Source organism: Photobacterium makurazakiensis, assembly GCF_050336715.1.
Classification (GTDB): domain Bacteria; phylum Pseudomonadota; class Gammaproteobacteria; order Enterobacterales; family Vibrionaceae; genus Photobacterium; species Photobacterium makurazakiensis.
Genome location: NZ_JAKJSJ010000055.1, coordinates 1 through 26,581, shown reverse-complemented (window position 1 = coordinate 26,581; position 26,581 = coordinate 1). Strand labels below are relative to the sequence as shown.

At 42.9% G+C, this 26,581-nt stretch carries 29 protein-coding genes and 1 pseudogene; 14 read left to right on the top strand and 16 right to left on the bottom strand.

Annotation, left to right across the window (positions count from 1 at the left end):
- Nucleotides 1-179: 179 nt before the first annotated feature.
- A complete protein-coding gene (locus tag L4D09_RS21830) occupies nucleotides 180-371 on the bottom strand; it encodes a hypothetical protein (protein ID WP_428459667.1) in 192 nt (63 codons plus the stop codon).
- Between L4D09_RS21830 and mbhE the strand changes: the two genes are divergently transcribed.
- The 6 genes from mbhE to mnhG are packed head-to-tail and all read left to right on the top strand — an operon-like array spanning nucleotide 296 to nucleotide 5,814.
- Nucleotides 296-2,908, top strand: coding sequence for a hydrogen gas-evolving membrane-bound hydrogenase subunit E (gene mbhE, locus L4D09_RS21825; protein ID WP_428459663.1), 2,613 nt, complete (start codon nucleotides 296-298; stop codon nucleotides 2,906-2,908). The two genes, L4D09_RS21830 and mbhE, sit on opposite strands and share 76 nt — an antisense overlap.
- A complete protein-coding gene (locus L4D09_RS21820; RefSeq protein ID WP_428459641.1) occupies nucleotides 2,908-3,261 on the top strand; it encodes a Na+/H+ antiporter subunit C in 354 nt (117 codons plus the stop codon). The genes mbhE and L4D09_RS21820 overlap by 1 nt, the downstream gene beginning before the upstream one ends.
- Nucleotides 3,258-4,751 (top strand): proton-conducting transporter transmembrane domain-containing protein, encoded by a 1,494-nt coding sequence (locus L4D09_RS21815; protein WP_428459640.1) that lies wholly within the window; start codon nucleotides 3,258-3,260, stop codon nucleotides 4,749-4,751. Before L4D09_RS21820 ends, L4D09_RS21815 begins: the two co-directional genes overlap by 4 nt.
- 13 nt (nucleotides 4,752-4,764) lie before the next feature.
- Nucleotides 4,765-5,241: a Na+/H+ antiporter subunit E gene (locus L4D09_RS21810; protein WP_428459639.1), complete on the top strand. Its 477-nt coding sequence runs from the start codon at nucleotides 4,765-4,767 to the stop codon at nucleotides 5,239-5,241.
- On the top strand, nucleotides 5,234-5,515 hold the full coding sequence (locus tag L4D09_RS21805; protein WP_428459638.1) for a cation:proton antiporter: 282 nt from the start codon (nucleotides 5,234-5,236) through the stop codon (nucleotides 5,513-5,515). The genes L4D09_RS21810 and L4D09_RS21805 overlap by 8 nt, the downstream gene beginning before the upstream one ends.
- 2 nt (nucleotides 5,516-5,517) lie before the next feature.
- Complete coding sequence (gene mnhG / locus L4D09_RS21800) at nucleotides 5,518-5,814, top strand: monovalent cation/H(+) antiporter subunit G (RefSeq protein ID WP_428459637.1); 297 nt, start codon at nucleotides 5,518-5,520, stop codon at nucleotides 5,812-5,814.
- Between the two features lie 76 nt (nucleotides 5,815-5,890).
- On the opposite strand, the gene L4D09_RS21795 is transcribed toward mnhG, so the two are convergent.
- The 5 genes and pseudogenes from L4D09_RS21795 to cobU all read right to left on the bottom strand — a co-directional run bounded on the left by L4D09_RS21795 (nucleotide 5,891) and on the right by cobU (nucleotide 7,827).
- Complete coding sequence (locus L4D09_RS21795) at nucleotides 5,891-6,262, bottom strand: radical SAM protein (protein WP_428459636.1); 372 nt, start codon at nucleotides 6,260-6,262, stop codon at nucleotides 5,891-5,893.
- A 33-nt stretch (nucleotides 6,263-6,295) separates the two neighbouring features.
- Nucleotides 6,296-6,439: a hypothetical protein gene (locus tag L4D09_RS21790; protein WP_428459635.1), complete on the bottom strand. Its 144-nt coding sequence runs from the start codon at nucleotides 6,437-6,439 to the stop codon at nucleotides 6,296-6,298.
- 35 nt (nucleotides 6,440-6,474) lie between these two features.
- Nucleotides 6,475-6,597: pseudogene (locus L4D09_RS21785) on the bottom strand (nucleotide-binding protein); the annotation flags it as partial.
- Nucleotides 6,598-6,643: 46 nt separating this feature from the next.
- Nucleotides 6,644-7,270, bottom strand: coding sequence for a histidine phosphatase family protein (locus L4D09_RS21780; protein WP_428459634.1), 627 nt, complete (start codon nucleotides 7,268-7,270; stop codon nucleotides 6,644-6,646).
- 11 nt (nucleotides 7,271-7,281) lie between these two features.
- Nucleotides 7,282-7,827 (bottom strand): bifunctional adenosylcobinamide kinase/adenosylcobinamide-phosphate guanylyltransferase, encoded by a 546-nt coding sequence (cobU, locus tag L4D09_RS21775; RefSeq protein ID WP_428459633.1) that lies wholly within the window; start codon nucleotides 7,825-7,827, stop codon nucleotides 7,282-7,284.
- Nucleotides 7,828-8,138: 311 nt separating this feature from the next.
- Here cobU and L4D09_RS21770 point away from each other — a divergent pair, with 311 nt between their 5' ends.
- The 3 genes from L4D09_RS21770 (at nucleotide 8,139) to L4D09_RS21760 (ending at nucleotide 10,414) form a co-directional block, all read left to right on the top strand.
- Entirely contained in the window at nucleotides 8,139-8,858 is a 720-nt protein-coding gene (locus L4D09_RS21770) for a CPBP family intramembrane glutamic endopeptidase (protein WP_428459632.1), read from the top strand.
- A gap of 115 nt (nucleotides 8,859-8,973) precedes the next feature.
- The gene (locus tag L4D09_RS21765) at nucleotides 8,974-9,342 is read left to right on the top strand and encodes a YgiW/YdeI family stress tolerance OB fold protein (protein WP_428459662.1); all 369 of its coding nucleotides are present in this window, start codon (nucleotides 8,974-8,976) and stop codon (nucleotides 9,340-9,342) included.
- A gap of 265 nt (nucleotides 9,343-9,607) precedes the next feature.
- Nucleotides 9,608-10,414, top strand: a complete 807-nt coding sequence (locus tag L4D09_RS21760) for an alpha/beta fold hydrolase (RefSeq protein WP_428459631.1) — start codon at nucleotides 9,608-9,610, stop codon at nucleotides 10,412-10,414.
- Nucleotides 10,415-10,500: 86 nt separating this feature from the next.
- Here the strand turns inward: L4D09_RS21760 and L4D09_RS21755 are convergent, their stop codons facing one another.
- The 8 genes from L4D09_RS21755 to L4D09_RS21720 form a co-directional block, all read right to left on the bottom strand.
- The gene (locus L4D09_RS21755; protein WP_428459630.1) at nucleotides 10,501-11,334 is read right to left on the bottom strand and encodes an alpha/beta fold hydrolase; all 834 of its coding nucleotides are present in this window, start codon (nucleotides 11,332-11,334) and stop codon (nucleotides 10,501-10,503) included.
- 65 nt (nucleotides 11,335-11,399) lie between these two features.
- Entirely contained in the window at nucleotides 11,400-12,764 is a 1,365-nt protein-coding gene (locus L4D09_RS21750; protein WP_428459629.1) for an MATE family efflux transporter, read from the bottom strand.
- Between the two features lie 200 nt (nucleotides 12,765-12,964).
- A complete protein-coding gene (locus L4D09_RS21745; protein WP_428459628.1) occupies nucleotides 12,965-13,543 on the bottom strand; it encodes a nucleoside triphosphate pyrophosphohydrolase family protein in 579 nt (192 codons plus the stop codon).
- A gap of 136 nt (nucleotides 13,544-13,679) precedes the next feature.
- On the bottom strand, nucleotides 13,680-14,036 hold the full coding sequence (locus L4D09_RS21740) for a YibL family ribosome-associated protein (protein ID WP_428459627.1): 357 nt from the start codon (nucleotides 14,034-14,036) through the stop codon (nucleotides 13,680-13,682).
- A gap of 601 nt (nucleotides 14,037-14,637) precedes the next feature.
- The gene (locus L4D09_RS21735; protein ID WP_428459626.1) at nucleotides 14,638-15,423 is read right to left on the bottom strand and encodes an HAD-IIB family hydrolase; all 786 of its coding nucleotides are present in this window, start codon (nucleotides 15,421-15,423) and stop codon (nucleotides 14,638-14,640) included.
- A gap of 38 nt (nucleotides 15,424-15,461) precedes the next feature.
- On the bottom strand, nucleotides 15,462-16,745 hold the full coding sequence (locus L4D09_RS21730; protein WP_428459625.1) for a TRAP transporter large permease: 1,284 nt from the start codon (nucleotides 16,743-16,745) through the stop codon (nucleotides 15,462-15,464).
- 12 nt (nucleotides 16,746-16,757) lie between these two features.
- The gene (locus tag L4D09_RS21725; RefSeq protein ID WP_428459624.1) at nucleotides 16,758-17,219 is read right to left on the bottom strand and encodes a TRAP transporter small permease; all 462 of its coding nucleotides are present in this window, start codon (nucleotides 17,217-17,219) and stop codon (nucleotides 16,758-16,760) included.
- Between the two features lie 95 nt (nucleotides 17,220-17,314).
- Entirely contained in the window at nucleotides 17,315-18,331 is a 1,017-nt protein-coding gene (locus L4D09_RS21720; protein WP_428459623.1) for a C4-dicarboxylate TRAP transporter substrate-binding protein, read from the bottom strand.
- Nucleotides 18,332-18,596: 265 nt separating this feature from the next.
- On the opposite strand from L4D09_RS21720, the gene L4D09_RS21715 reads away from it, so the two are divergent.
- The 3 genes from L4D09_RS21715 (at nucleotide 18,597) to L4D09_RS21705 (ending at nucleotide 21,492) form a co-directional block, all read left to right on the top strand.
- Complete coding sequence (locus tag L4D09_RS21715) at nucleotides 18,597-19,316, top strand: glycerophosphodiester phosphodiesterase family protein (RefSeq protein WP_428459622.1); 720 nt, start codon at nucleotides 18,597-18,599, stop codon at nucleotides 19,314-19,316.
- A gap of 8 nt (nucleotides 19,317-19,324) precedes the next feature.
- Nucleotides 19,325-20,068 (top strand): DeoR/GlpR family DNA-binding transcription regulator, encoded by a 744-nt coding sequence (locus L4D09_RS21710; protein WP_428459621.1) that lies wholly within the window; start codon nucleotides 19,325-19,327, stop codon nucleotides 20,066-20,068.
- 128 nt (nucleotides 20,069-20,196) lie between these two features.
- Nucleotides 20,197-21,492 (top strand): DEAD/DEAH box helicase, encoded by a 1,296-nt coding sequence (locus L4D09_RS21705; RefSeq protein ID WP_428459620.1) that lies wholly within the window; start codon nucleotides 20,197-20,199, stop codon nucleotides 21,490-21,492.
- A 62-nt stretch (nucleotides 21,493-21,554) separates the two neighbouring features.
- On the opposite strand, the gene L4D09_RS21700 is transcribed toward L4D09_RS21705, so the two are convergent.
- Entirely contained in the window at nucleotides 21,555-22,409 is an 855-nt protein-coding gene (locus tag L4D09_RS21700) for a PfkB family carbohydrate kinase (protein ID WP_428459619.1), read from the bottom strand.
- A 131-nt stretch (nucleotides 22,410-22,540) separates the two neighbouring features.
- Nucleotides 22,541-24,391, bottom strand: coding sequence for a beta-ketoacyl synthase (locus tag L4D09_RS21695; protein ID WP_428459618.1), 1,851 nt, complete (start codon nucleotides 24,389-24,391; stop codon nucleotides 22,541-22,543).
- Between the two features lie 146 nt (nucleotides 24,392-24,537).
- On the opposite strand from L4D09_RS21695, the gene L4D09_RS21690 reads away from it, so the two are divergent.
- Entirely contained in the window at nucleotides 24,538-25,515 is a 978-nt protein-coding gene (locus L4D09_RS21690; protein ID WP_428459617.1) for a GlxA family transcriptional regulator, read from the top strand.
- Between the two features lie 103 nt (nucleotides 25,516-25,618).
- Entirely contained in the window at nucleotides 25,619-26,131 is a 513-nt protein-coding gene (locus L4D09_RS21685; RefSeq protein WP_428459616.1) for a hypothetical protein, read from the top strand.
- The last annotated feature ends 450 nt before the right edge of the window (nucleotides 26,132-26,581 follow it).

Below are 26,581 nucleotides of genomic sequence, written 5' to 3'. Positions count from 1 at the left end.
AGATCACCTCACCCATAAATATGAATGCTCAACTGTCGACTGAACTGATATAGCTTGGTAGTCATCACGTTCATTATCGAYCTAAATTTTTGATGTTTATTACATTTATAGACAGTATTTCTAGTATTGATGTATGGCAAACACTATCTTAGAAACAAGAAACAGGTTTATGGATTAACCTAATTAGCACTATGAAAATATAAAGGGATGTAAATAATTAGTGGCAGATAACCAAGAAAAATCAAAACCGCTACTGGACAGTGGTAAACATCAATACTCTCTCCTTGGGTTTGTGGTGTTTCCCGCTTTCCTTTTTCTTGCGTCAATCTTTTACTACCAACCCTCCCCCACAGGCTTGCGATGGTCGACATCATGGGTTCCCAGCCTAGATATCAATTTCAGCTTACAACTTGATGCCCTCTCTTTTGTCTTTGTCGGCTTAATCAGTTGTATTGGCTTTTTTATCCAACTCTACGCATTGGCATACATGAAAGGTAAAGCCGAGCGCTTTTCTTTCCACCTCTACCTAACGCTGTTCATGCTATCTATGCTTGGACTGGTCCTGAGTGACAACATCATATTGCTGTTTGTCTTCTGGGAACTCACGACTATTACTTCATACTTGCTTATCGGCTTCAATCATGAAAATGAAAAGTCCCGCAAGAATGCGCTGCAATCTCTAGTCGTCACTGGCGCAGGAGGCCTAGCGCTATTAGCTGGGCTGATATTACTGGGGCAAATTGCAGGAAGTTATGAGTTAAGTAACATTATCGACATGGCCGTATCGGATAAAGAAACCCTCTCCCAACATCCTTTCTTTACACCGTCATTGATACTGATATTAATCGGGGCTTTCACCAAATCAGCGCAATTCCCTTTTCACTTCTGGCTACCGGGTGCCATGGCGGCACCGACTCCCGTCAGCGCTTTTTTACACTCGGCGACGATGGTCAAGGCTGGAATTTATCTACTGGCCAGACTTTCACCCATATATGCCAGCAGCGACCTCTGGTTTTACTGCCTCATCACGGTTGGTGGCTTTACAGCATTGTGGTCAGCTGTAATCGCACTGATGCAAAAAGATCTCAAGCTCATGCTGGCGTTCAGTACCAATACCATACTCGGGATCCTTACGTTACTACTTGGTATCGGCACTGAAACCGCACTCGCAGCGGCTATCTTATTCATTCTCGCTCACGCCTTTTATAAAGCCTCTTTGTTCATGGTGGTCGGCAATATCGACAAAGCAACAGGAACGCGTGATATAAGGGTGCTTTATGGCTTAAAGGCCGTACTAATATTCAGCTTCGCTTCTGGCCTTATCGCTGCGCTATCTAAAGCCGGTATTCCACCATTACTTGGTTTCTTGAGTAAAGAGTATGCCTACAAGGCAGGGCTGGAAGTCCATGGTATTGTCATGTTTGCCTTGGTCATGATTAATGCAGTAATGGTCGCCTTAGCCATTGCAGTAATTTCACAGCCATTTTTACGGGAAAAAATCGAAGACAACCCCACAGTAAAATCTATCGAGGCAGAAGTTGGTTTTTGGATCCCGCCAATGGTATTGGCCTGCTGTAGTGTCATCGTCCCAACTCTCGGCTTGGGCTGGTTAAATGAATACGTACTTTCCACCGCCATTTTTGAGATCAATCAAGTTGAGCAATCCAGTCCGGTTAAGTTATGGCAAGGGATAAATCTGCCCTTAATAATGAGTGCTGTCACTTTGGCTTTGGGGATCCTCATATATAAAAATATGCCTGTGGTTACAGCGGTATTAAATAAGTTACTTAGCCCTCTTCCTATTGCAAGTCAGGTTTTTGAAAAGTGCATGGCATTGATGTTATCTGTTGCCACTTGGCAGACAGAACGGCTACAGCAACGCCGGCTTAGCGTTTATGCCTTACTTTTCTTCTCGGTACTGGCCGCGATTCTATTGTTGAGTCCAATCCATCCCTCAGGTGAATTCCTCGAGCGCATCCGTGTTGTCCAGTTATACGAAGTAGCCATCGCATTGCTATTGGTGACAGCGGCCCTGCTCTGTGTCTTCTCAAGCTCTCGTCTACTTTCAATTGCAGGTCTCGGCGCAATTGGCTTTTTGATGACCTTGGTCTTCATGATATACAGTGCACCTGACGTAGCAAAAACCCTGCTGTTAGTCGAAACCTTGATGGTGGTATTTGTCGCCCTCTTAATTCGTCACTTACCCCATTTCAGCACCGTGGCAAAGCACTCAGTTACCCGGCGGGGTTTCCATGCTTTCATTGCTGCAGTTATCGGCGTATCAGTCACAGCCTTGCTTGTCACTATCACTAAAGCTCCCTTGGACTCTCCGCTCGCGGACTTCTTTGCTCAGAACAGCGTACCAGGAGGTCATGGCCGGAATATCGTCAACGTCATTCTGGTCGACTTCAGGGCCTTTGATACCATGGGCGAAGCCATTGTCGTGGTCATAGCCGCGATTGCAGCTATCAGCTTGTTCCAAAACCAGTCCCGACAGCAGAACCGAATTCAATCTCTGATTTTCGGTACCACCGCCCATATCGTTTCCGTTCTGATGATGATTTTCTCTCTTTACCTCTTGCTCCGCGGGCACAACTCACCGGGTGGTGGGTTCATTGGAGCACTGATCGCCGTCATCGGCTTAACCCTACTTATTTTCGCCGAGTCGCCACAATACGTCAGAGAGCGACTGGGCTATCAACCAATGAACATAGCTTTGTTCGGGGTCTTCCTTAGCTTGCTAGCCGGAGGAATAGGCTTTGTTATGGGGCAGCCATTCTTGACCGGGATTTGGTGGAAGGAGATTTTACCATTAGGCACACCACTGATTTTCGATGTCGGCATCTATCTTGCCGTAATTGGAGGCGTGCTCGAGGTATTGTTACGCGTCAATGAGGAGCTCGATTGATGGAAATACTATGGAGCTTGGTCGTTGGGGTATTTGTTACAGCCGGGGTTTACCTCATGCTGGAACGCCACATTATCCGCATCCTGCTTGGACTTATTTTAATCAGTAACGCCGTCAATTTAGCCATTTTCACTGCAGGACGGCTTACACCTGGCAATCCGCCGCTGATTGATGCTAATTCTGTATTGCCGCCGGAGGGTGCCGCGGATCCCCTGCCGCAAGCACTTATTCTAACTGCCATCGTTATTGGCTTTGGGTTATTGGTTTTCGCATTGATGTTGCTGTACCGAGCATACATTGAAACAGGGTCTGCTGATGTCGATGCCATGCAACGTTCAGAGGAGGACCAATGACCTCAGCTTGGCTCACATTACCTGTTGTTATATCGCTACTGACCGCAACCGGTGCTTTTTTTGTCCGCCACAACCACAAGGCCATCAACTGGATTAGCGGTTCAAGCGTTATTCTGTCTGTATTTTGTAGTGTGCAGTTATTAGCTGACATCACCACAAACGGTCCTTATGCCGTGGCATTTGGTAACTGGATGGCCCCTTTTGGCATCGTGTTTGTTGCTGACTTCCTTGCTGCCGCGATGACTGTCATAACCGCAATCATTGGTGCCGTTACGGTGTTTTACGCCATGGCCGATCTCAAGCACAAGCCCTCTTACGGCCTCTATCATGTCTTGTTCCATGTGTTACTGGCGGGGGTATATGGTGCGTTTTTGACAGGTGATATCTTCAACCTGTATGTATGGTTCGAGGTGATGCTCATCGCTTCATTTGGCCTGATGATTGTCGATGCCGAGCGTAAGCAAATTGATGGTGCCGTCAAATACGTCCTGCTCAACTTAATCTCGACATTGGTATTCTTGTTGGCGATAGGCTTAACCTATGGTGCAACAGGAACCCTCAACCTCGCAGATTTACATTTAAAGCTCCCATATGTGGAAGCGCAAACCACTACCTTGCTATCAGCGCTATTTCTATTTACGTTTGCGATTAAATCAGCTTTATTTCCGCTGTTCGCTTGGCTTCCAGCTTCATATCACACCCTACCCAGCGCCGTTGTTGCCTTATTTGCAGCCTTACTGACCAAAGTGGGGGTTTATGCCCTGATCCGTGTATTCACCCTGCTATTTCCACTAACCGAGACCAACTGGCAACCTCTATTAATCTGGATCAGCGGACTGACTATGCTTACTGGTGTATTGGGCGCTGCCAGCCAATTTGATATCAAGAAGATCCTTTCGTTTCATATTATTAGTCAGATTGGCTACATGATGATGGGTTTGGCTTTGTATACCCCAATTGCAATTGCTGGTGCAATTTTCTATATCATTCACCACATCATCGTAAAGGCCAATTTATTCTTAATTGGCGGCTTTATTGAGCGTAAATACGGGACAAGCCAGTTGCGCCATTTAGGTGGTGTTTACAAGGCCACGCCATGGCTTGCCTTTTTGTTTCTTATCCCTGCTTTTTCACTAGCCGGTTTCCCACCACTTTCGGGGTTCTGGGGTAAATTTCTGGTTATCAAAGCCAGCATTATCAATGATTACAATTTGCTGGCGGCCACGGCACTGGTGGTTGGTCTACTGACGATTTTCTCTATGACAAAAATTTGGAGTGAAGCCTTCTGGAAAGCACCTGCACCAGAGCTAACAGAACAGGATCTCTCCCTACCGACCAAGCTGCTGTATTGCTTGCCCATTGCTACGTTAACACTCATGACAATCACTATCGGGCTTGTCGCTCAGCCTTTCTACGAGTTTGCCAATGAAGCAGCAGAGCAATTACTAAACCCAATACAGTATGTTCAAACTGTTCTGGGCGAGCAGTAAAGGAAGTAAAGATATGAGTTATTTTATTCTAAACCTATTTCTTGCCATGGCTTGGACACTGATCAACGGCCAATACAGCAGTGTAGATTTTATTGTCGGCTTTGTTGTTGGCTACTTTACCCTTAGCCTATGCCAGCCATTCGGTTTGAAAACTAGCTACTTTAAAAAATTCACCGCTTTCGTAAAACTCATCATCTATTTCTGCTACGAAATGATCGTATCTGTCGCCAAAGTGGTCTGGGATGTCATCACGCCAACCCATTTGAGCCAGCCGGACATTGTCTACGTTCCGCTAGATGCAGAGACCGACCTAGAAATTACCTTATTAGCTAACATGGTGTCATTAACACCGGGCAGTTTGAGCCTCGATGTCACGCCCGACAAGAAGTATCTTATCTTGCATGTGATGTTTGCCCCTGATCATGAAAGTGTCAAGCAGGACATTAAGCAAGGTATGGAAGCGCGGATTTTGGAGGTAACACGTGGCTGATTTCCTTCAGGTAAGCATTCAACTCTCCTACATCGGCTTGATAATCAGCTTGGTGCTGGCCTTTATACGCCTAATACTCGGTCCAACCTTGGCTGACCGGGTAGTTGCGTTGGATCTGATTTCTTTCGTTACTATTGGCTTTATTGCCGTCTATACCCTAGACAGCGGCCAAAAATCACTGCTCGATGTTGCCATCACACTCGCTTTAGTTGCATTCCTCGGCACTATTGCCTTTGCACGGCTTATCACCAAGCAAAAACAGGATAAGGGCTAACAATGGAGATTTTAATAAGCTTACTTTTACTTTTTGGAACCTTTTTTACCCTAGTTGCCAGTCTCGGTATCGTTCGGATGCCGGACCTTTATACTCGCATGCATGCTGCTACAAAAGCAGGTACCGTAGGTGTTTGTTTTCTATTATTAGCGGTACCCTTTTCAATACCAGAAGTCACTGTTATCTCGCGTGTTATCGGCACGATATTATTCCTTTTTATCACTGCCCCTGTAGCCGCCCACTTGCTCGGTAAAGCAATGCACCAAATAAACTATAAGATTTGGCGTAATGAGAAGTAGATAACGTGCTACTTGATTCTAGCCCTAGGAATCTCCTTCCCTAGGGCAAACATAGCCTGTCGATTCACTATATGCCTCACGACCCAAACCAAGCGGTTACCCTCTCCTTTAAGCTAGCATTCTTGCTCCAAATCCAATAAATCCCTTCTTCCAGTTCTTTCACCGTCATGTTTTTGGGATAATACACAGGAGGGCTACCATCATACTTTGACCAATCCATGGTTAAGAGCCTCCCTTCTTGTTTGAGCTGATTGAAAGTCTCAGAACCGGGAGATGGGATCATATAGTGAGGAATTACCTTATCTACCTTTATGTCTTTAACAAACTTCTGTGTTTGCTCGAAGATTGAGGCGTCATGTTCATCGAAATCGAACAGAAAGTCTCCCCATACTTCAATGCCGTAGCGCTTAATTTCAGCAATGTACCCCTTCATTTTTGATGGCTTCACAAAGCCTTTCTTCTGCGCCTTCAAGGCCTCTTCTTACGGGGTTTCTATACCTAATAATACCGCTTTGAACCCAGCTTTTGCCGCTGCGCTAAGCAACTCTTTATCACGGGCTATTAAGACCGTGGTTTCACCATAGAAACTCATCTTAAGCGGCTCAATCGCTAAAAACAGAGCCATTGCATATTCACGGTCATAGGTGAGATTATCAGCGACTTGAACGGCGCAACTTTAATACCCCGACGTGCTAACACACGACATAAACCGGCGGAAAGTACACTTTTACCTGCGTCAGACGTTGTTCCCTGCACCATGAGTGCTTTAATTGTGGATAGCATTATTGACTCGCTTTAAATCTATTACGTATTTATGTTGATTCGACGTTTATTGAAAACGTTGCTCTACAGGCCATTGCATTCGATGCCAATGCTTTCCTTGCTCATCGGTATAAACCGTGACGCGGTAACGTGCTGCATAGGGTAGATCAACACATTGTAGATAAGCAGCATCCTTTGGCATTGCAAGAAGCTGCCTCATTAATTGTTTCATGACGCCAGAATGGGTAACAAGCAAAATACGTTGCCCATGAAATTGCTCAAGCAGTACTTGCCATGCTTTTTGTATGCGAGTATCAAAATCAACAAGCTTTTCGCCACCATGTGGTGTGGTCAGCCACGGGTTCTCCCAATACTTGGTCAGTGAATCTGCATGTTTCTGCCAAAGCACGTTTTTATCTTGTCCATCCCACTGGCCGAAGTTTAATTCTTGCCATTGCTCTTGAGCCTGTACGGGCAGCGACAAATTATCTGCATACTGCTCCGCGAATACACGACAACGCGCTAAAGGAGATGTCACCACCTGCTCGACATCATCTAAGCCTTTTACAGCAAGTGACATTTGAGATAGCCCCTTTTCTGTTATGGCAAAATCTGTATGTCCACGCAAACAGCCATCTCCATCAGGCAAACCATGCCTTAGTATGTCAATGCGCGTGATAACCCCGTCACTCATATCAACCTCTTTTAACGGTTATCTTTCAATATTTGCGGTATTCCAGCCGTTACAAAAGTCACCTTATCAACCTGCTGTGCAATCGCTTGGTGCAGCCAGCCACTTTCATCCACAAAACGGCGCGACATCTCCCCCATAGGCACAATACCTTGACCAACTTCATTACTCACTAAAATAATGTGACCTTCAGCCGACGCAAGTGCTGTAAGTAGGCTTTCCTTCTGCTGTTGCCAATCGATTTTTCTATCATCGTTAAACAGGCAATTTGTTAGCCATAAGGTTAAGCAATCAACTAATAAACAATGGTCTGGTTTGCTATAGCGCAGAATAGCTCCAGCTAAATCGAAAGGTTCTTCAACCACTAGCCACTCATGGGGGCGATCTCGGCGGTGACGTTCAATCCGCACAGCCATTTCATCATCACCCGCAGTTGCTGTGGCAATGTAAATAACTGTTTTGCCTGATTGACTGGCAGACGACTCAGCCAGTCGGCTTTTTCCAGAGCGCGCTCCACCCAGTACAAGCTCTGTTATCGCTTGTTGTATTTTTGTACTCACGGCCTACCAACAATCTATTAACTAACTGCAATACACCATTGTAAGAGACTTTTATCGTACAACAAGAAATTTCATCGGCATTTTTTCCTATATAACAATGAAATAATAATAAATAATCGCTACTATCGCACAGCTCAAACTAGGGCATGACGCCCAGTATTATTTTAACTAACAACAATAACGAACCATTCATTATGTATAATTCAGCTCTGCTTTGGCCAGACGGCCTAATTTGGTTTTTTCTCTTAATATCAATCGTAAGCCTCTTCATTCGTCCGAAAGTGTGGCCCATTCCACTAGCGGCGTGCTTTATGGCTGCACTATGGCTTGAGCGGCTTTCTTTTCCGGCGTTGATATATTCACTCATAGGGCTTGGAATTGCATTTTACTCTCGGTACCTCAATGGCTGGCAGAAAATAGTATGCCACCTCACCGTCTTCTTATGGTCAATAGCACTCGTTTTACACTGGATACCAGGGTTTAATAACCTACATGTATTAGACAAAGTCACGACAGGCTCCGGGAGTATTCCTTTTACCTTATACCTCAACCTAGACAAACCATTAATCATCTTTGCAATGTTGCTGCTACTGCCCAACATGCTTGGTGAGCGTCGCTTAATCGAGCCAAAGCAAAAAGTGTTTTTAGCCGTACTTTTTAGTTTATTGCCAATCACAGCGTGGTTACTGGGAATCGTAAAACCTGAGTTATCACTACCTTCATGGATATGGCTTTTTGCACTAAATAACTTACTGCTCACCTGTGTAGCAGAAGAGGTACTCTTCCGTGGCTACTTACAGCGCCAAATTAGCCAATGGCTTTCACCATGGTTAGGGATTGCAGCTGCTAGCTTACTGTTTGGCTTAGCACACTTTGCTGGTGGAATTGAGTTTGTCATTGTCGCAAGTTTAGCTGGTGCTATGTATGGGCTTACCTATTTTTGGACAGGTAAATTATTGTGGGCGATATTGATTCACTTCAGTTTCAACCTTGTTCACCTACTCTTCTTTACCTATCCAATGGCCGTTTGATTTTTACTCTGCAGCAAAGTCATTGAAGATGAACCAAATCTGAATAGCTGGCTCATCAATAATTCAGAACAGATGGTGTTTAATAGCACCATCAACACAAGGAGACTGAATTATGATTAAGAACATCGTTACTGCAATCGCTGCTGCCGCAATTATTCTTCCAACGACGGTATTAGCAGGCGAACATGAACAGAAAAATACCATTAACTACTCTGGCCCGGTAGATACCGTGACAGTTGCCAGTCTACTGGCCGATACTAGCATGTTTACAGAAAAGGACGCTGTAGTTGAGGGGCGCTTAATCAAGCAAATCAATGCCGATACTTTTATCTTTAGCGATGGTACCAAAGAAATCCAAGTTGAAATTGACGATGATATCCGAATGCCACAAGCCATCAACGCAGACACGCGGTTACGTCTTTATGGCGAATATGAAGGTGGAAATACGCCTGAAATAGAGATTGACCGTATTCAACTTCTATAAATCACCGACATTTCAAGCCCTCTCAGTAGGGCTTTTCTGTATCGTTCATAAGAATGAACACATACTCTGAATCGATTATAATTAAACAATTACTTACTTATATTAGATTAAAGGCTCTATTAATAGTTATATTAATGAGGAAGATCACACCTCCGATGTGCAACATTTGCAAACATTTCTAGGTCTGCTTTTATAGGTATGCATGTTAAACTCGTGTTCAGCTGACGAGTTATAAGCTCTAAGAAGCGTGAATATAGGGGCCACGATGTCAGATTCTCTTTTGTTTCATAAAACTTACCTCCATCCAACGAGCAAAGAATGGGTTGTCTTTGTACATGGCGCAGGTGGTAGCTCTTCCATATGGTTTAAACAAATTAAAGCCTATAAACAACACTTTAACTTGTTGCTACTTGACTTAAGAGGTCATGGTCGCTCTAACAATATGTTCCAAGACATGATCAAAAACCCGTACACCTTTAAAACGGTAACAACGGATATTGTGCAGGTTCTAAATCACTTAAAAATCAAATCTGCTCACTTTGTTGGTATTTCTCTTGGCACCATTATCATTCGTAACCTTGCTGAATTAGCGCCTGAACGAGTAAAATCGATGGTGCTTGGTGGCGCTGTTACACGATTAGATGCAAAATCTCAACTTCTCGTACAAGCAGGCAACCTTTGTAAGCACTTCATTCCCTACATGTGGCTCTACGGTTTATTTGCCTACGTTGTTATGCCACAACGTACTCAAAAAGAATCACGCTTATTGTTTATCAACGAAGCAAAAAAGTTATGCCAGAAAGAATTTAAACGCTGGTTTAAACTTGCAGCCGACGTCAACCCCATCATGAAGTATTTCAAAGAAAAGGATTTACCAATCCCGACACTTTACCTTATGGGTGCAAATGACTATATGTTCATCAAACCTGTGAAAGAGATGGTAAGCAAACATAAAAACAGTTATCTCACCGAGTTTGACGATTGTGGTCATGTCTGTAACGTTGAAAAACCTGACGATTTTAACCAGCACTCTATCGAATTTATTCAACGCCACCAGCAAATAGCCGCTTAACTAGCTCTGAGCATCTTTGCTAAGTCGCGAAAACAAAAAAAGCAGCTAAGGCTGCTTTTTTTAATTATTTGGGTTCCGAGCTATCACTAGATAAGCTTGGCGCTTCCCAATAGGTTACGACCTAAAAATGAAGCTAGCTTCTCAGTCACCAGCGCTGGCTGTTCTAGGTTACTGATATGCCCTRCATCTGGGATAATGAAGTATTCACTGCCTGTAATACCATCATGCATCAGTTGAGATTCAAGTACAGGCCTCACTCGATCTTGTGCCCCAACCATAATCAATGTTGGTAGTGCAAACATTTCCGCTAACTCGAACGCATCACGGCGGCCAAACACCATACGGCCAATCTGCGCAAATGATTGTGCTTTTTCTGAATCAGACTCTGCCAACGCCCGCTTGAACTCCGACAAGTAATTAAGCGGCAGGTCTGTCTTTGCTGGTGAAAACTGAAGTGACGCAAAGAAATCAATAAATTCAGGTGTTAGCGCCTTTGCTTCATCCGCTTTTTCCATCATATCGAAGTATTTCGTATGAACAACCTCTGGCTCTAGGCCCACAAACGAATCAAGTAACACAAGAGATTGAACGCGGCTTGGCGCTTGAATCACAAGTTCTGTTGCCCACATCCCGCCAGATGACAAGCCAACTAGAGAAAACTCTTCTACTTCTAATGAATCAACTAACGTTAGTATATCAGCAGCATAGTCAGCTAAAGTTCGTGTTGTTGCAGGAGCTACATCTGATAACCCATGCCCCCAAAAATCAGGCACAATGCAACGGAATGATTGGCTTAACACTTCAATTTGAGGTGCCCACATTTGGCTATCCCACAAATAACTGTGACCAAAAACAACAACAGGCCCTTCACCAATATCTAGATAATTCATGGTTTGCATGCCGATTTTAAATGTTGCCATCTGCTCAATTTCCTTTCGAATTAATTACTGACTCAAAACTCCCACCACAGGCAGGTTAGTATTATTTAACTTAATTGTGCGTAATGATTTTCTAGCTTCTTTACACCCTGCTGATAGAACACCCAAGCAGTAATACCTGCCATAATGTTACCGACCATTGCACCTAAGAAAAGTCCGTGAAGACCACCAAGATATGCTCCCATCCAAATCAACGGCAAAAAGCAAACAAACAGACGCAATGCAGAAATAAATAATGCACGCATTGGCAAGGCTAATGCGTTACACACTGATACCATCAACATACAAACACCCAACGGACCAAGGCTAATTGGCACCCAAGTTAAATGAATGCTTAATACATCACGTACAGCTTCTTCACTGGTTAATAATGTCGTCAATACGGGTATCAGCAACAACAGTACCAAAGCAATAGCACATTGCCACACTAGAATAAATTTCACTGCAATTTTAATAAGCAGGCGGATACTTTGGATTTCACCACGCCCTAACATTCGACCAACCATTGGAGGCATCGACATAGTTAATGCCAAAATAACAACGATTGAGAAAAACTCCATTCTAGAGCCCAATGCCCAAGCTGCAACAGTTGCCGCACCAAAGCTGGCTACCAATTTTGTTGCCAGCATGGAAGACAGTGGTGGTAATAACTGGCTTAACATGGCTGGTGCCATCGTATTCCATAGCTCTTTAATTGACTGGGTAATATCGAGCCCATCCCAATTAAAGGATAACCAGTGCCGCTGCACCACTTTAGGGAATACAGCAAGCATACCAATACCAAAAGCGATTACTGTTGCCCAAGCTGCACCAACTAGTCCCATGTCCAATGTGAAAATAAATATTGGGTCAAGGATCATATTCAAGATGCTAGTCACAACCATCATGATACCCGGTAGCATGGTATTACCATTAGCGCGGCATAAACTATAGGCAAAATACACCATTGCGCCAGTCCATGAACTTAACAACCATGCTGGCCAGTACGCATCAATAATCGGGTAAACCGCTTCTGGCGCACTCAATAATGATAAGATTTGACCTCGTAGGGCCCAAATCATTAAGCAAATAGCAAAAACACTGATCGCGCCTGTCACTATAACCAAGCCTCCAAGTTGCTTGGCACGCTGACTATCGCCCTTCCCTAATACCCGAGATATTAATGAGGTCGTTGCAATACCAAGTCCAACCTGCAAGCCAATAATGACCATTTGCATAGGCAAGGTGAAACCCTGTGCTGCAAGCGGCAACACCCCTAACTGACCAATAAACGCACTGTCTACTAACTGAAAACTAAGCAATGACAACACACCAAATAACATTGGCCATGTCATATTAAAAAGCTGACGCCCGAGGCTTAATTCGCTCAAATCAGTAGAAAGTTTAGATTGTCGCGCCGTTTTATTCGTCATAAAACCCTGCAATATCGTTAAGATGGATCATGGTAGCTTCATACCGGCCCAATAAGCCAGCGCTAAAAAATACACTTATATAACAACAAATTAGATAGAGTTATAAATGTAGCTTGGCATAAAGGTATGAAAAGAAGGATTTAATTTGGGGTAATTCGAATACAGTAGGAAGCTGCTTAAATTACCCCAATATTTAGATTTTATACTGTAACTAATTTCACCAAGTTCGCAGGGCGATAGTATACAGATTTAAGTACCTTACCTTGGCGAATAAGTTTGCCATTTAGGTCAACGTCTTTTGCACATTTAGCGATAATAAATTCGCCTTTTTTGCTACCCACAATCTCAACGCCTTGCTTTGCATAGTGTGCTTGAGTTTCTTCTAGCTCTTGCTCATTACGACAGACTTTGCTCATATTGCTTGAATGCACTTCATCCCAACAGGTAACGAAGTCAATATTAAGGCGCTGAGCCACTTGTAAGAGCAGGTCAACAAGGTAGCTAATACCAATATTGGCTTCTACTTTGCTATCACCTAGATGAACCAAACGCCCCATTAACACATAAACAGAATCAACAATGGCATCGGCTTGCTCAACCAAAGAGTCTGCCTCTGCAAGCTCCGTTAATTCTTCGACCGCTAAAGATGTGTGCAATGCATCTGCCTGCTCATTCAAGGTCGATGGTGACTCAATATCCAAATCAAAAGTACTACGGAATTCGTGGATATCACGGTATAAGTGGTCAAACAACGCTTGATCTAAAACAGCCAACTTCATGCAATGTTCCTTGTATGAAAAAAATATCCAGTTTAACGCTAATAGGCTAAATCTGACAAAAAAAATCAGTACCAGTCACAACGACAGATACTGATCCTTCACCAGCCGATCATTCAGCTGGTGCATTTCGAAGCAATTAAAATGGCTTTGGCGCAAAACCCGTTACTTCTTTAATGCCCATATCACGACCAAGAGCCGTCATTGGGTGTACAACTACTAGGCCTTTAACTGATTTTTTCAGCTTGCCCATATCAGCCTGCTCTGCTTTTGTAAGCGCACGCTTGAAAGCTAGCGATTTAACATCCGAGCCTTTTTCGCCTAAATTACGTTTTTGCTTTGTTTTCAGGCTATTGATTTTTTTTGTGATAGAGTCAATTTCTTGCTTTGCCTGACCAGCGATTGCTTTATCGCCACGATCTACCGCTCCAGCCAATTTACGACGCAGCTTATCCAAACGGTTAGTTGCTTGCTGAAGCTCTTGATTTAAATTCATTCTGTTACCTTAAAATCATTCTACAACAAATTAGGCAGCATTCGCCCAAAATGATTGTTCAACCCGTGAGTATATATCAAGAAGATAACTTTTGTCGCAAGAATTCAAAAAATCATTTGGTTTTAAACGATTCCTTTAAAATTAAGGCCCAGATRAGCATCACTCGCGTGGCTTGTTTTTCTTACTTCTTTCATAAGGAATATCACTCAAGAACATAAGAATAATTTGCACAAATTATCATTGCACAAAAAGTACTTTGGAACTTAACATTTATCAAAAAATTAACGCGCATAATCGATGACAGTCAAAAAGCCATCCAAAGGAAAGAAGTGCGATGTGTACAGTTTGTAAAAATGAAACAGCTTCACAAAGAGTTAAACGTAACTTTGTAGAGCACTACATTACACGACGTAATAGCTTGAAATTTCGTTGCTATAGATGTCACAACATATTTTTTGCAAAAATTGGTACAACCCTCGCTAAAGCAGGTTAGACCTAATACTGCGCTTGCTGCTGTATAAGATCGAATTACATCAAGAAAAAAGCCACTGCTTTTATACCCTCTTCATTGAGGAATCATGAAGCAATGGCTTTTCTTACATTAATCTATTGCTAATAGCTTATTGGTAAATTCAGCAAAACCAAAACCACCTGGGTTGTCCATCACAACACTTGGGTGATACGCCAAGCGATCCCAATAATGTCGAATGTTCGCAACACCAACACTCTTAGGCAAGATTTCAAACATGTACTGGTCATTCATCGAGTCACCAACATAACAAGCATGTTTAATGATTTCACTTTCCGACAAACCTTTTTGCTTTAAAAAAGCCGTTGCGGTCGCTTTCTTTGAATGCTCGCCGTACCACGCATTAATATGTATGGAACTTGCCGTCGCATGTGCCCCTAAAGCATGTATTTTTGAGACAATCTCTTCAATAATTGCATCATCGACTTTATCTCGGTTTTGCCCAATATCAATAGCAACTTCACACAATCGATAAGCCTGGTCCAAAGTCAGCGACAATTCCGGATAATCAGCAAGAATGTCAAGCACCTGCACTTTTAGGTTAGCTTGGTTTTTACTGATTTCTTCAAGCGGAGTACCAGAACGCAGGGTAAGATACCCGCCTTCTTTCTCCATGATAACCGCGCCATTCTCACCCAGTACCGCGTCGACAGGCCATAATTGGGCAATATGATCACACCAACCAGCACAAGCACCCGTTACAGCAACCACTTTCTTGCCTGCATCACGCAACGTTTGCAGCGCTATCAGCGTTTCCGGCGGTAATTGCCCTTTCCAGGTTAACGTGTCATCGACATCGGTTAATACCCATTCGATATCTTTCCACTCTTTACTGAGTTCATTGGTGATTTGATTCATTTTATACCTCTTAAAACGTCACAGACTACATACTGTGGTTACAGCAAATTCGGTAAAAACATCACCAAACTTTCAGAAAATGTAAGCAGCATTAATACAGAAAACAGTGCTAGTAGCAGTGGTAAAACTTCCGTCACGAAGTCCACCATCTTCACTTTAAGTATTGAGCACACCGTGAACATCATTGACCCAAATGGCGGTGTAACCCCACCTATCATAATGTTTACAATGACAATAATACCGAAGTGAACAGGGTTAACCCCAAGGTTGAGCACAGCAGGCAATAGCAGAGGCGTTAAAATAATCATCGCTGCACCGCCTTCGATAAACATACCGACCACCAACAACAATACGTTAATCAGTAACAATAAAATTAGTTTGTTATCTGTTAGCTCTATTAGTGCTGAAGCGACGTTGTGAGGGATTTGTTCAAGCGTCATGTAATAGCCGAAGACCATTGCGCCGATAATAATAAACATGACGCTACTTGTGCCTTGCACCGTTTCACGCATGATCATCGGCAAATGACGAATTTCAAGCTGACGATAGATAAAGACACCAATGATAGTACAAAGCAATACTGCTATCGCACCGGCCTCAGTTGGTGTAAATAAGCCAAAGCGCATTCCCAAAATGATCCCAAAAGGAATCAACAATGCAGGGATTGCTTTAAAGAACGAATACCAACGTTCACGTCCTGATGCTGGCGCTGAGCGCGAAGGTTTATAGTTACGTTTACGGGCGATAAACGCGATGGTTACCATTAATGACATAGCCATCAAAAATGCAGGGACATAGCCCGCAATAAACATCTGATGTACAGATACATTCGCTAGCAGAGCAAAGATAATCAGGTTAATACCTGGTGGTATAACGGGACTAATACTCGAAGACGCTGCGGTTACCGCCGCGGTAAATGGCAAGTCATAACCACGTTTGGTCATTTCTGGTGCGAGTATTTTTGATTGCATTGCCGCATCAGCATTTGCAGAGCCTGAAATCCCGCCCATTAGAGTGCTCAGCGCAACGTTAACTTGCGCTAAACCACCCGTTTTATGCCCTATCATGGCATCAGCAAAACTGAGCAAGCTTCTACTTATTCCAGCGTAATTCATCACAGAACCGACCATGATAAAAAATGGTATGGCGAGCAATGGAAATGATTCTGCAGAACTAATAAATCGCTGCATCACAAGAGTGACAGGAATAGAGTTATTCAGAAAAAGAAAATACACCATTGAAGATGCAATTAGAGAGAAGGCAATCGGTATGTTCAGCAAGAACAATACAAATAGAATCAATATTGGTAAATAGCTTTCCATGAGAGCACCTAATTAATGAGAACGCTTAAGCGCTGCAATATCGTCTGCAATAAACTTTACGGTATGGATTGCCATCAAAGCAAAGCACAAGAACAGCACACCATTAATGCTGAAATAAGACATCCCCATTACAGGTGTTACTTTATTTGACAGCATCATGTATTGATAACTCAAGACTGCCATTAAAATATTAAGACCGAGTAAAAAGACTGACACGGCAAGCTTAAACGGACGCTTTGCTTTTTGGGGTAGCATCGCAACAACCACATCAACGCCCATGTGGAGCTTATGCTTATAGCAAGAACTGATACCTAGATACACAGCCCAAATGAAACAAATTACAGAGAGCTCTTCACTCCATGGTACAACAAAACCAAAGCCATAACGCAATACCACATTTACAATAACCACTAGCACGGTAATTGAGATAGCAATCGACGCTAGGATTTCTTCGATATTTTTTAAGAAAAACACTTTTATCTCCAATGAATTACCTTCAACAACTATGTTTAGGCAGTTCAGGAATACCTACCAGCAACACAATGGCAACTGGCAGGCATTAAACACTATTACTGAGCCGCTCGAATCGTCTCGAGTTCACTCATGATCGTTGCGTGGATACCTTTGCTCCATGTCGGGAACTGGTTATACACATCAGCTGTTAGCTTGTTGAACTCTTCTGAGTTCACTTCATTAAATGTAACGCCTAACTCTTCTAGTTTTTGAGTATATTCGGCATCAAGCTTAACAAGTTCTGAAGTATTTGATTTTACGCCTGCTTCAATCTCTTCATTGATGATTTGTTGTTGCTCTGGCGTGAACTTATCCCACACAGTTGGTGAGATATAAATACCAACAGAACCTAGGAAGTGCTTAGTCATCGACATATTTTTAGCGACTTCGTAAATTTTTGTTGAGTACATGGTTAGAATTGAACCTTCAAGGCCATCAACAACACCTTGCTGCACACCGGCATAAGTTTCAGGGAATGGTAGCGATGCTGGCGCAGCGCCCATTGATGATAATGTACTGATAAACAATTGGCTCTGAGGAACACGAATACGCATACCCTTCATATCTTCAGAGTTAACAATTTCTTTATTTGTGATCATATGACGGAAACCGAACATGTAATCGGCATTCAATACTTTGATGCCTTTTTCTTCCGCCTTATCTTTTAGGCCAGCAACGAAATCAGTATCCATCATCGCAAGGTATTCATCATACGTGTTATAAAGCATCGGCCCTGCAAGTGCTGCGAAATCCGGAACATAATCACCAAGATAAGTTAAGTCTTCAACGGCAATCCAATTTGCACCATTTACAACTTGCTCTAGGTTATCTTTATAAACAGGAAGCTGACCACCAGGGAAAACTTTAATGTTTACACCACCATCGGTACGTTCACGAATCGAATCGGTTACCTTAATTAATTCTTGAGTTAGTAACTCATTCTGAGTGAAAACCAAACTCATATTAATATCGATCGGTTCAACGCCTGCATCCCCAGACGGGGCCTTATCTGCTTCACCACAGCCGACAAGTAGCGCTGTTGCAGTAAGTACCGTACCTAATAGCTTTTTCATATCACATCACCTTAAATTTGTTTTCATCATGGCGGTATCAAGATGGCAAGAGTATGTCGCTCAATTATGACACTCATATGAACATTACACCCATAAAAGTGAAAACACCTCCATAGCATTATCATTTTTGTGACAATCCACCTTACATTCGCCTCATAATGGTTAATTTGTTTATACAATATCAATATATCGATGCTGTAATAGAGATGTAACATATCAATATTAACGTTAGGGCCACTTTCAAATGAACATAAAAGAGACAGTTATGATTACAGGTCACCGTGGTGCAGCAGCACTTGCTCCTGAAAACACCCTAGCAGGCATTGAGTGTGCTGCGAAAGTTGGCATTGATTGGGTTGAAATTGATACACAGCTTTGCTCTGACAATGTTCCTGTTGTCATCCACGACAAGACTGTCAACCGTTGCACGAATGGCAAAGGCAAAGTGGGAAATCTTACGCTACATGAATTAAAACAACTGGATGCAGGCTCCTGGTTTAGTGACCAATTTAAAGGCGAGACTATTCCAACACTGGCAGAGGCACTTGATACTTGCCTACGTTTAAACTTAACACTAAACCTTGAGTTAAAAATTCACGACAATATTGAAGCTATTCCTTTGGTCGAGCAGGTTGTCGCGCTGATTAAAGAGAGCCGCTTCCCTATTAATAAGCTGCTTTTTTCAAGCTTCAATCGCAATGCACTACTTCATTGTCAAACATTAATGCCAGAAGTAAGACGTGGTTTTATTTGTGAAGTGTGGAACGACTTTAGCCTTGAATCCGTATTGCCGTTAGATCTTTACAGCATCCACATTGATCACAACATTCTGACACCTGCAATTGCTCAAAGCATTAAAAATGAAGATTTAATCCTAATGATTTGGACTCTTAACCAGCCAGAAAAAGCTAGCATCTTTATTGATATGAGTGTAGATAACGTCATCACAGATAAACCTAACTTATTTAAACCACTTTCTATATAAGGTAAGGCATGGAACTGAATCACCGCCAAAAGCAGATTCTAGCGACATTAAAAGCCCATGAAGCTGTGCAGATTGACCATCTAGCTGAGCTATATTCGGTAACAACGCAAACAATTCGTCGTGATGTGAATCAGCTCTGCGAACAAGGATTAGCTCGTCGAGTACATGGCGGTGTTAGCCTACCCGCGACACTGACTAACACCAGCTATTTATTTCGTTCTGAGGTTGAGTCTTCCGCTAAAAATGCCATTGCACGTACTGTCGCGCAACAGATACCCGATGGTGCAACCGTCATGATCGGAATTGGGACAACGGTAACCAAAATCGCTCAGCACCTTTTAGGTAAAAAATCACTTCGAGTAATCACTAATAACTTACAAGTTGCTAAAATTTTAGAAGCCAACAAGCATATTGAAGTCTATCTCGCTGGCGGTCTAATGCGACGTGAACACCAAGACATCATGGGTAGTAGCGCTAATCAATACCTTGCGGGTTTTGAAGCAGATATAGGTATCTGCGGCTGCGCTTCCGTGACTGAAAGCCATTTCGCGATGGAGCATGAATCACTTGAAGCGGACTTATCTCAAGCGATAATTGCTAACTCACAGCAATGTTGGTTAGTTGCCGACTCAAGTAAATGGAGCCGATTTGCTGCTGTAAAGGTTGCGCCCCTTTCACGTTTTGACCGAATTTATACAAATAAATGTAGCCTTCCGCACGATTTGAACATCAATTTATTGAAAGATGAATAACTTATCGTGCTAAATCGGGCGTTTTTTCTACAATTACCGTAAATAAGTCCCCACATCTCTTTATTATTACACTATAATCATCCACCGTAATTTTGGTCAGGCACAGCCGTCTGCTTTAGGAATAAAGAATGTCATTTGCATCACAAAACTTTTCTCAAGAAATTGTGCGCGCACTCGATGAGTGTGGCTACGAGAAATTAACTCCCATTCAGCAGCAAGCGATACCACACGCTCGCCGCGGAAACGATATTCTGGCCAATGCCCAAACCGGCACTGGTAAAACAGCGGCTTTCTCTTTGCCGATCATTCAACAGATTGTTGATAAACCAAAATCGTCAGGCCGATTCAATGTCCGCGCGCTTATTTTAGCGCCAACCCGTGAGCTTGCAGCTCAGATTGCAAAAAACATTGAAGAATATACTAAGTACACTGACGTCAAAACTGCTGCTATTTACGGCGGTACAAAAATGTCATCTCAAGAGAGAATGCTTGAGAAAGGCCTTGATATTCTAGTCGCKACGCCAGGTCGTTTACTCGAACATATGGAGCTTGGCAACGTATCACTAGCAAACCTTGAGTTCTTAGTGTTTGATGAAGCTGACCGTATGCTCGATATGGGCTTTATTACTGATATCCGCCGTATCATGGCCGACATTCGCTCTCAACCACAAACCATGATGTTCTCGGCAACGTCCTCGAGCCAAATGAACACCTTGGCTGGCGAAATATTACGTAAGCCAAAACGCATTGCAGTAAGTGCTGAAAACACAACAGCCGAAACCGTTGCTCATGTTGTGTACCCTGTCGATGAAGATCGCAAGCGCGAGCTACTGTCAGAGCTAATTGGTAAGAAAAACTGGCAGCAGGTGTTGGTCTTTGTTAACTACAAAGAAAAAGCCAACGAGCTGGTTAAAGAATTAAAACTGGATGGTATCAAAGCGGTACTATGTCACGGTGATAAAGCACAAAGTGCTCGCCGCCGTGCGCTTGATGAATTTAAAGAAGGCAAAGCACGCGTGATGGTTGCGACTGAAGTCGCAGCACGTGGTCTCGACATTCAGGGTCTGCCGCATGTAGTGAACTACGACATGCCTTTCCTCGCTGAAGATTACGTTCACCGTATTGGCCGTACAGGTCGTGCCGGTCAGCAAGGTCATGCTGTTTCTTTTGTTAGCCGCGAAGAAGAGCTAACACTGGTACAAGTTGAAAAGTTGATTAAACAACGAATTCGTCGTGTTCAGCTTGCAGGTTATGAACCAAAAAGCCGCGATGCGTTACTTGAAAAAATGCATTCTAAGCCAGCATTTAAAGATCGCCGTGGCCGTACCAATAACCCAACTAACGATCAATCAGATGCAGAGCGTCGTGCCCGCCTACGCCGCGCAGTATTAAATAAATCAAAGATCACTAAGCTGAAAAAATAAGCATTAATTTTTCAGTATAATCACGAAAGGGAAGCTAATTGCTTCCCTTTTTCTTTTCTCTATCACGCTTGAAGACGATTGTCTAAAAGGTGCTGACGTAATGCGTCTCCCGGTATAGAGCTTTCTATTTGCACCGCAAATGACGCCCATTTAGCCCCTTGTGCCATCGCCTCTTCAATTGACACCTGCTGAAGTAATCCATTAATAACACCCGATGCAAACGCATCACCCGCGCCTGTAGTATCAATAACTTTGGCAGCGCACGCAGGTACAAAGCGTTCTCCCCCCTCAAAGTAAACAGTCGCACCATGCTCCCCATCGGTAACGATGAAAAACTCCAACTGCTCGCCAGCTAATATAAGGGCATACTGCCAAGGGGTTAACGTAGTTCTTCCGGAAAAATCTGATGTCGATGTAATCAACACATGACATGGTCGCTTACTCTCATTCTTTGGTAGTTGCGCGACGACTATTGCATGGTTCAAAGCCGCTTCTGCCCACTTTGCCACCCCTTCAGCTGAAGAGTTTATATAAAGAGCATCCCAATTTGAAAAATTGGGGGGAGCTGACAACACAAAATCGGGCCTTGCAGGCCGAATAATGGTACGTTCACCATCAGGTGTCATAAGTAGCATTAATTCTGGGGTAACAATATCATTACGCTGTAACAGACTGCAATTCAAACCTTGCAAACTAGCTTCAGCCAATAACCAATCCGCTGTCTCATCACGCCCTATTTGGCTTACTAAGGCAACATTATGACCAGCCCAAACAAGTCCAAGGCCAGTATTTGCTCCCCCGCCTCCAAGACGTCGACCTTTATCTTGATAATGATGGCGGCCTCCTGCCTCAAGTGGCTCTTCAAGTTGCAATACTCGGTCACAGTTCAGATTTGCAATCAGCATAATATTTGCCACAAGACTTTCTCCTTTATACCTAGCTTCAATTACGCTAAAAAAATACAGTAAACAGTGCAAGTTTCTATGATCAAAAAAGCCACAACCTTCTCAAGTTATGGCCTTTATTTGGCTCTGGTGTTCAGTCTATTTTATTCGTAATCTTTAAAAGGGTTTTCTTGAGCTAATGGAATTTGCTTTGCAAACTCAGACAATGTGACTGCCTCTTGCGACAAAGACACTGAAGTTTCATCCATCACATTCTCACCAAAGTGATAACGAATCGTTTCTTCGCCTCGACATGCAGCTTGATCATTTGAGCTAGCGATTTGCTGTACTTGTGCATTACGCAAGTGGTAAGCGGCAATAGCCTCTTCACCGTACTTATTTGTTAGCATTTTCATTGTTTGTTGAGGAGACAGCACAAGACCAGATGCATTGTTACCACCAAACCCTTTTGCGTTAAGAATAACGGCTTTATAGTTTTCGCCCTTATCTCCAGCAAATGCATGGTCAGTTAAAATATTAAGGTGAGACTGATGTACATCTTCCGCAATGTGATCAATGGTTTTAATACCTGGAATCCAACCGTACTGCCATACACCTAATGAGGCAATGAGCTGGTCACCGGGAGCGGTACTCATCGAGTGTCCAAGATATGATTTTACGGCGGTTACTGGCCAATTATCGATTTCAAATGTCTTTGCTACTTCATTTAAAATATGACTTTCTGTCACGCGATTTTGTGGGGTGCCTGTACCATGTGCCTGAACATATGTTTGCTTAACACCTTCTTTGCCCAAAATCGCTTTTGCCAATGCCGCAGCCTTAGCCACTGTTACATAGTTACCCACGCCTGGCGCTGAGATAGATTTCTTATTAGCATCGGCATTAATGAAGATATCCGCAACCGAACCATGCACACTCGCCCCAAGCTCAAGGGCAAGCTCGTCATCCATCAAAACAACAAACTGTGCAGACTCCGCCATTGTAAAGCCAGCATTTGATGAAAATGGGCGGCAAGCACGTCGGTTGTCAACAATGTCACTGTCATCAAGCGCTTTTAACTGCTCGTCTTCAGCAAGTGCGCCCATCACCCGAAAACCTTCCATAATCTCAGATACAACAGGTGCTTCTGCATTACCAACAATGGCAACTTTAGCGTGGCCTTGCTGAATATCATTCATACCTTGGCGTAAGTTGTACAAGAAAGTTGCGCACGCACCCATGTTTGTACCTGTGGTACCAACACTGTTGATGACATAACCATTTATAAAGTCAGCCGGCATTTCAGCTAACGATAATGCCATCATCTTTGAGCTTACGCGCCCTCCTGTTAACGGTGCGGCTAGCATGCCAGCGAGTGATTGGTCATCCACTTGTGCTAGTGCGCTGCCTGCGTATACAGAGACTTGATCAGGGTCGATATGCGTTAGTACTTCATCCCAGTTAAGTCCTAGCGAATTCAATGCATCTGATGCACCATATACCGTCAGTTTTAAGCCGCGAGGGTGGAAACGGGAATTATATAATTTACCAGGGTCAAACCCTGTAGGAATATTACCGCCACTACTTACTGGAAAGGAAACACGGTCTTCTAGCAGTGCATTTAATTCACCTGTAACAGTGATTTTGACTTTATTACCTTGCTCTTCAACGAACCAGTTGTCAGGAATTTTTGTCGGCAGCTTAGATTTACGCAGAGTGAACGAGATTTGTTCGCTGTCACTATTCAATGCTGCTTTGTATTGATAAAGCAGTTGGTCTGGATCAAACGACTCAATACGGCGAACTAACGTGCCTGCTTTAATGGCATTAATGATTTCATCATTAATTTCCACACCTTCACCAAACCCCATACGCTGAGCAAGATCTTTCCATGTCGATTGCATATCTGCATCAGACAATACATCTGCCACCATACGCTTATAGCTATGGAAGCCAGAACTACGTCCAGCAGCATTCATGCCGCCAAAACCGACAATCAAAGGTAACTTTGTCATCCTAAACCTACATCAATACTTTTAGGCTGTTAGATTATCAATTTACGCTGTTCAATCACCCCGCATTTATGCCATTATCACTGCCATACAGGCCATTTTGTCATAACCATTCTCATTTGGTCATTATTGAAGCAGTTAGGCATTTTATGAAAGTCGGATTTCTACTCTATGAGCGTGCGCTCATCACAGGTATTTCGCTAGCAGCAGAAATGTTGAATAGTGCCGCGAGCTTACGTAGCCGTCAAAATCAGCGTCTGTCACCATTTGAAATTAAACTCATTGCACCAACATTAGAACCAACCAAGGTAACAGCTGGGCTGAAAATTCAGCCTGATATTACTTATGATGATGATCAGCCTTTTGATATTTTAATCTTGCCGCCAATGTGGGGAAACCCACAACAGTCAATGCGGCGCAACCCGAATATTGTTAATTGGCTTCAAGCACAGTATCAGAAAGGTGCGAAACTGGTCGCAACAGGCACTGGAGTAATTTGGCTTGCCGAAACAGGTTTACTTGACCATCAAGTTGCAACAACACACTGGTATTACTTCGACAATTTCAGTGCCCGCTACCCTCAAGTACGCCTTAATCGACAGGCCTCAATCACTGCTGCTAATGGGATTTACTGCACCACCAGTATTAACTCTCAGTCTGAAATGATTTTATATCTAATCGCTGAATCTTTCGGACAAAAAATAGCCAATACAATAGAGACACACTTTGGTCATGAAATTTCAAAATCAACGCAGCAACCATTCTACCAAATAGGCGGCCAACTTCAGTTCGATGAGTCTATCGCACTTGCTCAAGATTGGATGAAGCGAAACCTATCACACCCTATTACAGCTCAAGCTGTCGCTGAACATTGCCAGCTTCCACTTCGTAGCTTTAATCGTAAATTTAAAGACCAAGTAGGTGAAACACCCCACCAATTTTTACAGCGCTTAAGAATGGACGCTTCACAACAATTACTAAGGGATTTTGGAATGTCAGTGCAAGAGGTTGCAGAGCAAGTCGGCTATAAAGACGCTTATCACTTTGCGACTCGCTTTCAACAACAGTTTAGTCTGACTCCAAGCGAGTACCGACGAATGGTGAAAACGAAAATTTATAACCCCTAGGACGTGATAACAGATTTTATTGTTGTTTTGTTTCTGTATTAAGACACATATTTGCTAGCTTCTATCACTATGCTTGCTTTAAGTGATTTTTAGGGCTAGTAGTATGTGTCGTCTAATCTTTATGTTCTGTAGTCTTCTTATGGGGCTTAATTCAAACCTGATTCATGCCGAAGTTCTTCCTACGAGCCATACATCACTCGAACCCAATAAATGTCGCCTTGATATCTACCATCTAGTCAAAGACGATAACTATTTATTTACACCTAACTTGCAGTTAGCACTGATAACCGAGAATAACCTTCATCACCGTTACGTCGCAATGAAAGCCGATATCAAACATCCAATCGGATTTGAAAATATTGGATATTACCGCTCAGGTAGCCCAGTAGAAATATTTACAGCCAATTGGCGCAATAATGGTACAAAGCACACGGTAACAAGGCTTGTTATGCTTGGGGGAACAAGTGATAAACAAGCCTTTGATGTGTTTTTATCATTAATAAACCAAGATAAAGGTCATTTCGAGTTAAGAAATCATGATAAAACATATCGCTTCAATGCGGATAACAGTGACATTATCAAGTTCGTTGATTGTATAAATACTCATTACAATTAACTTGCAAAATCAATGCTGTAATTCCGGTGTATATACTTATCACATCGAATCTTATCTGCAATAATATTGACTGAAGCTTTAAACAGAATTGAAGATGGGGGCAGTTCTAAAAAATGTAGCTGTAATAAACCGAAAACAGACCGCTCAAAATCTGGAGAAGAAGTACCGTGTCGACTTAAGTCAACGATCCTTTCAACAACCTCATCAACATCATATTTTTTAACTGTTCCATGATGTACCTTTTGGGCATCTAACAGGTGGATTAGAACACCTTTAATTTCACTAACTGTTTTGGCACAAATCATAAGATTGGTCAGTTTTGCATACCTAGAGACGATAGACAGATTCTCAATATGCAACCTTAATGCTCACTGAACAACCAAACACTTTTAGATTATAAAAATTGATATCCCTTTCAACTATTTAATTATTCTGCGAACAAATATACAT

What these genes read in the sequence shown, in the direction of transcription:
- L4D09_RS21830 (WP_428459667.1), bottom strand. Translation starts at nt 371, where the DNA reads ATGTCGACCATCGCAAGCCTGTGGGGGAGGGTTGGTAGTAAAAGATTG.
- L4D09_RS21820 (WP_428459641.1), top strand. Translation starts at nt 2,908, where the DNA reads ATGGAAATACTATGGAGCTTGGTCGTTGGGGTATTTGTTACAGCCGGG.
- L4D09_RS21815 (WP_428459640.1), top strand. Translation starts at nt 3,258, where the DNA reads ATGACCTCAGCTTGGCTCACATTACCTGTTGTTATATCGCTACTGACC.
- L4D09_RS21810 (WP_428459639.1), top strand. Translation starts at nt 4,765, where the DNA reads ATGAGTTATTTTATTCTAAACCTATTTCTTGCCATGGCTTGGACACTG.
- mnhG (WP_428459637.1), top strand. Translation starts at nt 5,518, where the DNA reads ATGGAGATTTTAATAAGCTTACTTTTACTTTTTGGAACCTTTTTTACC.
- L4D09_RS21790 (WP_428459635.1), bottom strand. Translation starts at nt 6,439, where the DNA reads ATGGCTCTGTTTTTAGCGATTGAGCCGCTTAAGATGAGTTTCTATGGT.
- L4D09_RS21780 (WP_428459634.1), bottom strand. Translation starts at nt 7,270, where the DNA reads ATGAGTGACGGGGTTATCACGCGCATTGACATACTAAGGCATGGTTTG.
- L4D09_RS21770 (WP_428459632.1), top strand. Translation starts at nt 8,139, where the DNA reads ATGGCTGCACTATGGCTTGAGCGGCTTTCTTTTCCGGCGTTGATATAT.
- L4D09_RS21760 (WP_428459631.1), top strand. Translation starts at nt 9,608, where the DNA reads ATGTCAGATTCTCTTTTGTTTCATAAAACTTACCTCCATCCAACGAGC.
- L4D09_RS21750 (WP_428459629.1), bottom strand. Translation starts at nt 12,764, where the DNA reads ATGACGAATAAAACGGCGCGACAATCTAAACTTTCTACTGATTTGAGC.
- L4D09_RS21745 (WP_428459628.1), bottom strand. Translation starts at nt 13,543, where the DNA reads ATGAAGTTGGCTGTTTTAGATCAAGCGTTGTTTGACCACTTATACCGT.
- L4D09_RS21740 (WP_428459627.1), bottom strand. Translation starts at nt 14,036, where the DNA reads ATGAATTTAAATCAAGAGCTTCAGCAAGCAACTAACCGTTTGGATAAG.
- L4D09_RS21735 (WP_428459626.1), bottom strand. Translation starts at nt 15,423, where the DNA reads ATGAATCAAATCACCAATGAACTCAGTAAAGAGTGGAAAGATATCGAA.
- L4D09_RS21730 (WP_428459625.1), bottom strand. Translation starts at nt 16,745, where the DNA reads ATGGAAAGCTATTTACCAATATTGATTCTATTTGTATTGTTCTTGCTG.
- L4D09_RS21720 (WP_428459623.1), bottom strand. Translation starts at nt 18,331, where the DNA reads ATGAAAAAGCTATTAGGTACGGTACTTACTGCAACAGCGCTACTTGTC.
- L4D09_RS21715 (WP_428459622.1), top strand. Translation starts at nt 18,597, where the DNA reads ATGATTACAGGTCACCGTGGTGCAGCAGCACTTGCTCCTGAAAACACC.
- L4D09_RS21710 (WP_428459621.1), top strand. Translation starts at nt 19,325, where the DNA reads ATGGAACTGAATCACCGCCAAAAGCAGATTCTAGCGACATTAAAAGCC.
- L4D09_RS21695 (WP_428459618.1), bottom strand. Translation starts at nt 24,391, where the DNA reads ATGACAAAGTTACCTTTGATTGTCGGTTTTGGCGGCATGAATGCTGCT.
- L4D09_RS21690 (WP_428459617.1), top strand. Translation starts at nt 24,538, where the DNA reads ATGAAAGTCGGATTTCTACTCTATGAGCGTGCGCTCATCACAGGTATT.
- L4D09_RS21685 (WP_428459616.1), top strand. Translation starts at nt 25,619, where the DNA reads ATGTGTCGTCTAATCTTTATGTTCTGTAGTCTTCTTATGGGGCTTAAT.